This is a genomic window from Dietzia sp. CQ4 (assembly GCF_014145125.1).
Lineage (GTDB): Bacteria > Actinomycetota > Actinomycetes > Mycobacteriales > Mycobacteriaceae > Dietzia > Dietzia natronolimnaea.
Map to the genome: position 1 here is coordinate 1 of NZ_JAALDZ010000116.1, position 8,264 is coordinate 8,264.

At 72.8% G+C, this 8,264-nt stretch carries 8 protein-coding genes; 3 read left to right on the forward strand and 5 right to left on the reverse strand.

Annotation, left to right across the window (positions count from 1 at the left end):
- The 5 genes from G6031_RS07470 to G6031_RS07490 form a co-directional block, all read right to left on the reverse strand.
- A partial coding sequence (locus G6031_RS07470; RefSeq protein WP_241737238.1) for an amidase family protein occupies positions 1-320 on the reverse strand: 320 nt, incomplete at its 3' end.
- Positions 317-2,299: a 5-oxoprolinase/urea amidolyase family protein gene (locus G6031_RS07475; RefSeq protein ID WP_182652899.1), complete on the reverse strand. Its 1,983-nt coding sequence runs from the start codon at positions 2,297-2,299 to the stop codon at positions 317-319. The genes G6031_RS07470 and G6031_RS07475, both read right to left, overlap by 4 nt.
- 63 nt (positions 2,300-2,362) lie before the next feature.
- Positions 2,363-3,061 carry an urea amidolyase associated protein UAAP2 gene (locus G6031_RS07480; protein ID WP_182610922.1) on the reverse strand — a complete coding sequence of 233 codons (699 nt, stop codon included), beginning with the start codon at positions 3,059-3,061 and terminating at the stop codon, positions 2,363-2,365.
- 12 nt (positions 3,062-3,073) lie between these two features.
- Positions 3,074-3,967, reverse strand: coding sequence for an urea amidolyase associated protein UAAP1 (locus G6031_RS07485; RefSeq protein WP_182652900.1), 894 nt, complete (start codon positions 3,965-3,967; stop codon positions 3,074-3,076).
- Positions 3,968-3,973: 6 nt separating this feature from the next.
- The gene (locus tag G6031_RS07490) at positions 3,974-5,512 is read right to left on the reverse strand and encodes an amino acid permease (protein ID WP_182652901.1); all 1,539 of its coding nucleotides are present in this window, start codon (positions 5,510-5,512) and stop codon (positions 3,974-3,976) included.
- 185 nt (positions 5,513-5,697) lie between these two features.
- Here G6031_RS07490 and G6031_RS07495 point away from each other — a divergent pair, with 185 nt between their 5' ends.
- The 3 genes from G6031_RS07495 to G6031_RS07505 are packed head-to-tail and all read left to right on the forward strand — an operon-like array spanning position 5,698 to position 8,068.
- Entirely contained in the window at positions 5,698-6,618 is a 921-nt protein-coding gene (locus G6031_RS07495) for a putative nucleotidyltransferase substrate binding domain-containing protein (RefSeq protein ID WP_182652902.1), read from the forward strand.
- On the forward strand, positions 6,615-7,427 hold the full coding sequence (locus G6031_RS07500; RefSeq protein ID WP_182652903.1) for a Fic family protein: 813 nt from the start codon (positions 6,615-6,617) through the stop codon (positions 7,425-7,427). The genes G6031_RS07495 and G6031_RS07500 overlap by 4 nt, the downstream gene beginning before the upstream one ends.
- 47 nt (positions 7,428-7,474) lie before the next feature.
- Positions 7,475-8,068, forward strand: coding sequence for a TetR/AcrR family transcriptional regulator (locus G6031_RS07505; RefSeq protein ID WP_259847056.1), 594 nt, complete (start codon positions 7,475-7,477; stop codon positions 8,066-8,068).
- Positions 8,069-8,264: the final 196 nt, after the last annotated feature.

An 8,264-nucleotide genomic window follows, 5' to 3' on the forward strand; every position in this document is an offset into this window, starting at 1 on the left:
GTCGCCCCCAGCACCACGGCGCCGGCCGCGCGCAGCCGTGCGACGGCCACGGCGTCCCGGTCGGGCAGGGACGCGAATCCCGGGCAGGCGGCGGTGGTGGGCAGTCCGGCCACGTCGACGTTGTTCTTCACGGCCAGCGTCATCCCCGCGAGCGGGCCCCCGGCCGCGAGGGAGGCCGCCATGTCGGCCACCAGCTCCGCGCGGTCGCGGACCTGCAGGAACACCTCGGGACGGTCCGCCGCGGCCAGGCGTGCCAGCACGTCGTCGACCCTCGCCGCCGCGGTGTCCCGCAGCCCGGCTGATGTCACGGTGCCGCTCATGCGCTCAGCTCCCCACTAGCGGCCCAGCGCGAGAACTCCTCGGCGCGGGCGTGCTCCATCCGGCGTCGGGCGGAGGCGATCGACTCGGCCTCCCGCTCGCAGAACGCGGTGTGCTCGGCGAGGGAGAACGTGTCGTCGGTGATGTCGACGATCCCCCGCCCGGCGGCGGTGTCGGCCCGCAGATCGGCCAACTCCTCGGAGGTGACGGGGTACCAGGAGATGCGGTCGAAGTGCCGCAGTAGCCACGGGTGCTCGGCGTCGAAGCCCGGGGCCGGTTCGGGGTGCCGGTGGTTCCACACCTGGGTCGTGCGGCCCACGAACTGGTAGCCACCCGGCCCCTCCATCCCGTAGATGCACAGGTACGCGCCGCCGATCCCGACCGAGTTCTCCGCGGTCCACGTCCGGGCGGGGTTGTACTTGGTCGTCACCAGGCGGTGGCGCGGGTCCAGCGGCGTGGCCACCGGTGCCCCGAGGTAGACGTCCCCGAGCCCCAGCACCATGTACTCGGCGTCGAAGACGGTGCGGTAGACGTCGTCGGCGGTCTCCAGACCGTTCATGCGGCGGATGAACTCGATGTTCCACGGGCACCACGGGGCGTCGTCGCGCACGCCGTACATGTACCTCTCGATGGCTTCCTTGGTGGCGGGGTCGTCCCAGCTCAGCGGCAGTCGGACGCGTCTGCTCGACACCGCCAGGTCCTCGGCGGCGGGCAACGCCGCCTCGGCCTCGCGGAGGGCGGCCAGGGTGGCGCCGATCGTGCTGCGGCCGGGCGTGATCTTGACCTGCAACGACCGGATACCGGGCGTGAGGTCCTGCTGGCCGGGAACGGGGTTCGCCCGGAGGTGCAGGTAGAGGGCGTGGGCGCGGGCGCGCAGTTCGAGGTCGAGCTCCATGCGGCCGTACTCGACCAGCACGTTGTCGTCACCGCCCCGGCGGTAGGTCACCTCGGTCACGCCGTCGGCCGTGTGGCCGCGACCCAGCACGCCGTCGTCACGGTCGCCGCCGTCGCCGAGGACGTACGGGCGGCCGGCCCCCCTCGCCCCCGAGATCCCGGCGCGGTCACCGACCGCATCGACCCTGACGCGGACGAACCGGACGGTGTCGCCGGGCGCGAGCTGCCCGAGCTTCCACCGGTCGCCGCTGACCACGGTGACGGGGCAGACGAAGCCCCCCAGGCTCGGGCCGTCCGGGCCGAGCAGGATCGGGGTGTCCCCGGTGAAGTCCAGGGCCCCCACCGAGTAGGCGTTGTCGTGCAGGTTGGACGGGTGCAGGCCGGCCTCCCCGCCGTCGGGCCGGGCCCACTTCGGTCGTGGTCCCTCGAGCCGGACCCCGGTGCGGTCCGAGTTGAAGTGCACGGTGTAGCTGGCCGCGTAGAGCTCGTCCATCCCCGCGCGGGTGAGGAACTCCGGGGCGCCGTGCGGCCCCTCGGCCACGGCGATGTGCCAGTGGTGCCCGATGGCCGGGACCTCGTCGGCGAGGATCCGGCGCGGCACGCCCGGCCCGGGTTCACCGACGGCGAGGGCGTCCCCCGCCGCCAGGTTGCGTCCCTCGTGCCCCCCGAACCGTCCGAGGGTGAAGGTCGACGACGACCCGAGGTACTGCTCCACCTCGAGCCCGCCCCCGACCGCCACGTACACGCGCATGCCCGGCCCGTCGAGCACCGGGACGTCGAGCACGGATCCCGCCTCCAGGTGGACCGGCTTCCACTGGGCCACCGGGCGGCCGTCCACCGTCGGCCGCACGTGCGCCCCGCCCACGCAGACCGTGACCGGGGCGTCCGGTCGGATCGACAGTCCACCCCGAGTGCACTCCAGGCCGGCGGCGCCCTCCGGGTTGCCCACGGCGATGTTGACCAGGCGGAGCGAGTAGTCGTCCATCGCCCCGGACGGCGGGACGCCCACGCCCCAGTACCCGATGCGGCCGGGCCAGTCCTGGACGGTGGTGATGAGTCCCGGGTTGAGGATCTCGAGGCGGGTCATGGCGGCTTCTCCTGTGGTGGCGGGTGCGCGGGTGGTGGGTGCGCGGGGTGGGGGGCGCCGGGCTCAGGCGGTGACGATCATCCGCACCGGCGTCGGGTCGAAGCCGTTGCACGGGTTGTTGATCTGCGGGCAGTTGGAGACCAGGACGATCACGTCACGGTCGGCGCGCACCGCCAGGCGCTTGCCGGGCGCGGAGAGCCCGTCGACGATGCCGAGGGTGCCGTCGGCGTCCACGGGCACGTTCATGAAGAAGTTGACGTTGGGGACCAGATCCCGTTTGCCCAGTCCGTGCCGGGCGCCCTCCCGGAGGAAGTTCTCCACGCAGGCGTGCTGATGCCGGGTGTGGTGGCCGTACCGCAGGGTGTTGGACTCCTGCGAGCACGCTCCCCCGAGGGTGTCGTGGTTGCCCACCTCGTCGGCCGTGATCGTCACGAGGGGCTCGCCGGCGTCGTCGCGCAGGACACTCCCCTCGGTCAGGAAGATCGATCCCTGGGCGGCGACGGTCGCCGGGGCGCTGTAGCGACGGGTGGGGTCGTGCGCGTCGTAGAACAGGGTGTCGACGGCCTGGTTGCCCTCGAGGTCCACGATGGTCAGGGTCTGGCCCGCGTGCAGGACGTGGGACCAGGCGGCTCTGGCGGCGACGGTCTCGTCGGCGACAACGGCCCCGTCCGTGAGAGCGAGGTCTGCAGCGGGAAGGTCTGCGGCGGCGCCGGTCCAGGGGTCTGTGGTCGGAGGCTCGGTGGTGACGGTCGTCGGTGTCATGGCGGATTCTCCTCAGGCGATCGGGGTGGAGGCGCGGTGGGCGGCCTCGGAGTTGGCGACGGCACGGCGGTACTCGAGGTCCTCCCCGACGCCGGGGAGGACTCCCTCGCGGAGTGCGTCGAGGTCCTGCGGAGCGCTCCACGCCAGGAACTCCACGGTCCCGGCGTGGTACCGCTCCGACGGATCCAGCGGATGGTCGGCGACCGCGACGGCCACCACGACGGGCAGGTGCAGGACCAGGTCGACGGTCGCCCCCGCCCCGGCGTTCCCGGTGGAGACGAGCGCCCCGTCGTCGTCGACGCGGACGCCGTGGAAGAACGACACGGTGTGGGGGAGATCCCGCTCACCCAGTCCGTGTTTGAGGGCGGCCAGCAGCAACAACTCCCGTCCGGCCGGTGACCTGGATTCCGGCGCCCCGGCCCCGTAGCGGGCGACGTTGCCGGCCAGGGTCGAGGCACCGCACAGCGCGTCGTGGTGGCCGGAGGTGTCCGCGACGATCGTCGCGAGTACGCGCCCCTGGTCGGAGAGCAGCGGATGACCGGTCCCGAGGTAGGCCTGCCACGGGACCTTGACCGTGTCCGCGGTGTTGAGGCGTTCCCAGGGGGCGTCGGCGCGCCACATCATGAGCGAGGCGCAGGCCGTGCCGTCCCGGTCGGTCAGTCGGATGCGCGTGCCCCGCGCCAGGGTGACCGCGGTGTAGCGACCCCCGGGGACGGACTCCGCCCACGTCAGGCGGTCGGCCGGGACGTCCGCCGGCGGGTGGGGCCAGTCGGTGGCGGGGACGACCGGCATGGAGTCGGTGATCGCGCCGGCCTGGGCGCGGGCGTGGTCGCGGGCACCCGAGGTGGTGGACGTGCTCGCGGTGGTGCCGGGTGTCGTGGTGCCGGGTTCGGTGGTGCTGGTCATCTCAGGTCACTCTCCGATCTTGACGGGCTTGGGATGGGTCTTGCCGCGGGGGAAGCACAGGATGCCGAGCCCCACCACGGCGAGGACGGTCAGGACGCCGGCCCATCGCATCCACGGGGTCTCGCCCGAGGGGTCGAAGATCTCGGATCGCGGCCAGGCGAGGTTGACCGTCATGAGCAGTCCGTATCCCACGGCCATGACGTTGACGGGGATCCCCCAGCGGCCCAGCGAGAACAGCGGTTTGCCCTCGGCGTCGGTGAGCCGCGGGCCGTTGGGCCACCCCTTGAGTCGGCGCAGGAGCAGCGGCGCGGTCACGCAGAGGTAGGCGAGGTAGATGAGGATGATGCACACCGAGGCGAGGGTGGCGAAGATGGCGGCGTTGCCCATGTTGACCAGCAGGATCGCGATGCATGACAGGCCGATGAGCACGGCCGGGGCGATCGGGGTGCCGGTGCGGGGGTTGACGCGTGACAGGGTCGCGGAGAAGGGCAGGCGCCCGTCGCGGGCCATCGAGAACATCAACCGGGTGGCCGCGGTCTGGATGGCGAGGGTGCAGATGAAGATGGCCACGACGACCACCACGAGGAGCACCTTGCCCCAGAAGTTCCCGAGCACGGAGTTGAGGACGTACGGCAGGCCCTCGGTGGCCAGCCGGCCGTCGGTGAGGCTGGGCGCGGCCATGAGCGCGGCGAGGATCATGAGCCCACCGCCGAACGCCGAGACGGTCAGTGCCATCCGGATGGTGCGGGGGGCGACCCGGCGCGGGTTGACGGTCTCCTCGGCGAGCTCGCCGGCCGAACCGAATCCCACCATCACGTAGGCGGCCATGAGTCCGGAGACGACCCAGGCCCAGATGTATCCGGGCTGATCCCCCATGCCGGCGGTGTCGAAGACGACCTGCGGCCCGCGGACGGCGTGCGTCAGCAGCGCGAGGATCACCGCGACGACGCCGACGATCTCGCAGGTCACACCGATGTTGTTGACGTAGGCCATCCACCTGATGCCGAGCGAGTTGATCGTGGTGGTGATGACGAGGAGAACCGATCCGAGCAGGACCGCGTTCGCCGCTCCGGAGGGCGAGGTGAGGGCCGGGTCGTCGCCGACGAACTGGAAGCCGGACCAGATGCTGGGCAGCACGACCTGCAGCGCGATGGCCGCGGCCGAGGCGGTGACGATCTGGGCGAGGATCATGAACCAGCCGCCGAACCACCCGACGACCTCGCCGCCCATCCGCCGGGACCACTGGTAGATCGCTCCCGAGATGGGGTACCGGGCCGCGAGCTCCGCGAAGCACAACGCGACCAGGAACTGGCCGGCGAACACGATCGGCCAGGTCCAGAAGAAGGCCGGGCCGCCGAACCCGTACCCGAGGCCGAACAGCTGGAAGATGGTCGTGAGGATCGAGACGAACGAGAACCCGGCGGCGAACGAGGCGAACGTGCCGAGGCTGCGGTGGAGTTGTTGGTCGTAGCCGAGATCGGCGAGGTCGTCGTGATCACCCCGACGTTCGGGGGCCGGGGTGGTGAGTCCGGAGGGGTCACTCATGTCCGGCACTCCTCTCGGGGCGGGGGTCTGTGAACCCGGGTGGTGTCAGGAGCAGTTCCTGTCTGCCGATAGTTTTCCCACCGCGTGTGACCCTCGGGTTGCCTGATGTTTCGATCCGATTAACACGCCCTCACGCCGTCGTTCCCCGCTCGCCGGGCCGCCCGACCGCGTGGTCGAATGCCCTCATGGCGCCTTCCCGTGATCCCCACGACGAGCGCGCGCGGGCCTGGTCGGACGGGTTGCGGCGTGAGCTGGCGGCGCGTCTCGGACCGGCGGTGGCACACGCGGTGTGGGTCACCGGATCGGTGGGCCGGGGGGAGGCAGTCCCGGGTAGCGACCTGGAATCCCTCGCCGTCGTCTGTGCCCCCGGTGACCCCGGTGACCCCGACGACCGTGCGGTACGCCGCGCCGTCGCCTCCACCGACCTCTCCCGCGCTCCGTGGTTCGCCGAGACCTCCCCCGCCTCGGCCGCCGATCCCCGGCTGATCCGGACCCGGGCCGGCTGGTCGACCGCCGCCGACGGCTGGGCCGCGGCCCCCGCCCGGGACCTGGGGGTCGTCCACCTGGGGCTCCTCGCCGACGCGCGGCCCCTGACGGACGGCCACGGTGACCCGGAACTCCTGCCCCGCCTCGCCGCGCGATCCGTGCGCACCCACCCGGGGATCCTCACCGACATCCTCGCCGACGCGCTCTCCACCCGCGCGTCGGTGCCCTCCCGGCTCACCCGCACCCTGCGTTCGGACCCGGTCGTCGACCTCAAGGCCTCGGTCCTCACCCCGGTCGTCAAGCTCGCCCGGTGGGCCGCGTTGCGCGTCGGGGTGACGTCGACCTCCACCGATGGACGCCTCGAGCTCGCCGCCGACCCCCGTGTGCTGCCCGCGGACCGCTGGGACTCCCTCCGCGTGGCCGCCCGCGTCACCGCGCGCCTGCGGTGGGAGGTGCGTCTCCGTGCCGGATCCGACGGCCCCGGAACCGACCGGGTCGCCCTGTCCGTCCTCACGACGGCCGAGCGCGCGGGGCTCCGGTCCGCCGCACGGGAGATCGCCGGCGCGCAACGCACCCTCGACTACCTCCGGTCCTCCGGCGGACTCCGGGAGCCGGGGTGACCCGCCACCCGGCCACCGCCGCGATGCTCGCCGTCTCGGCGCTGGAGGGATGGAGACCGGAGGACGACGACGACGAGGTCCTCGATCTCGTCGACCGGGCCGCCCCCGGGCGACTGATCCGCCTCCACGTCCGGAACGCCCTCCCCCCGGAGGCCACGCGGCGCCCCCGGCCAGGGATCCTGTCCCGCCGCACGCCGTACCTCATCCGCGGGACGCGTGTCCTGGAGAACTCACTCGGCATCACCTCGGCGGGAGCCCTCGGTCACGCGGAGGCCCTCCTGGCCGTCGCCGCGGGGGCCCGTCTCCTCCGCGATCCCGCCCACGCCCCCGCGACGGTGTCCGGTGTCCACGCGGCGCTCTTCGGCGAGGTGTACGCCTGGGCCGGTCTGCCCCGGATCGTCGGCCTGGCCAAACAGGGGTCCGCGTTCGCGCCCGCGGCTCGTGTCCCCATGATGGCCTCTCCACTCGAGAACCCCACCGAACTGGTCGCCGACGCCCTGGCCACGGCATCCGGTGCCGCCGCCCGCACGACGACCGTGGCCGTCGCCCTGGCCAACTGGTACGCGCGGTTCAACTACGTGCACCCCTTCCGCGAGGGCAACGGCCGCGCCGCCGCCGTCGCCGCCCTCCTCGCCGCGCGCTCCCACGGGGTGGATCTCGACTTCACCCGGACGGATCGCGGGTCGTGGGTCCAGGCCGCAGTCTCCTCCATGCCGGTCCCCCCGCGCCGCAGCGTCGATCCGACGGCGCACCGGTTCGAATTCCTCCGTGTCACGATGGACCGGTGCGGCACCCCGCACGACACCTGAGCACCAGGCACGACCCGCATCGCGGGCCACCACCCGAAGGGAGCACCGTGTCCTCACCCGGACGACCCCGCCTCGTGGGCCGGCGGCGTCCCGGGGCCACCCCGGCGGACGAGATCCTCGACGCGGCGGCAGAGTTGTTCACCACCCGCGGGTACACGGCGACCTCGACGCGGGCCATCGCCGATGCCGTGGGGATTCGCCAGGCCTCGCTCTATACGCACTTCCCCACCAAGGCCGCGATGCTCGTGTCCCTTCTCGACACGACGGTGCGGCCGACCCTCGAGAGCGCCCGGGGGCTCCACGACGGGAGACGGGACCCGGGGGAGGTCCTCCTGGAACTGGCGACGATCGACGTCGAGGGGCTCCTGGCCTCGCGCTGGAACATCGGGATGCTCTACGTGCTCCCGGAGCTGGCCGGGGAGGACTTCGAGGGTTTCCGGGCCGCACGGTCGGAACTGAGGGGGATCTACCGGCAGCTCGTCGCCCGGTGTCGCCCCGACCTCGATCCCGGTGATCCGGATCTCGACCTGCCCTTCCGGGTGGTCGAGTCGGTGATCCCGCACCGGCAGGACCACCCGGGGGTCGCCATCGACGCCGCGCGGTGGGCGGCCGCCGCGACCCGCGTGATCGGCATCGGTTGAGTCGTCGTGTCGTATCCGTGGGGCACCATGACGGTGTGACCGGATCCCAGTCCCGCCCCACCCCGGCCCCCGGCCCGACCAGCGGCCCGACCACCGGCCCGACCAGCGGCTCTGCCGCCGAGTCCGGCGCGGCCGTCGACTCGCCCGTCGTCGCCGAGATCCGTCGACTCCGCGCCCTCGACGCCCTCGGTCGCAT

Excerpts from the sequence above, each read along its gene's own strand:
- G6031_RS07475 (WP_182652899.1), bottom strand. The coding sequence starts at position 2,299 with ATGACCCGCCTCGAGATCCTCAACCCGGGACTCATCACCACCGTCCAG.
- G6031_RS07480 (WP_182610922.1), bottom strand. The coding sequence starts at position 3,061 with ATGACACCGACGACCGTCACCACCGAGCCTCCGACCACAGACCCCTGG.
- G6031_RS07485 (WP_182652900.1), bottom strand. The coding sequence starts at position 3,967 with ATGACCAGCACCACCGAACCCGGCACCACGACACCCGGCACCACCGCG.
- G6031_RS07490 (WP_182652901.1), bottom strand. The coding sequence starts at position 5,512 with ATGAGTGACCCCTCCGGACTCACCACCCCGGCCCCCGAACGTCGGGGT.
- G6031_RS07495 (WP_182652902.1), top strand. The coding sequence starts at position 5,698 with ATGGCGCCTTCCCGTGATCCCCACGACGAGCGCGCGCGGGCCTGGTCG.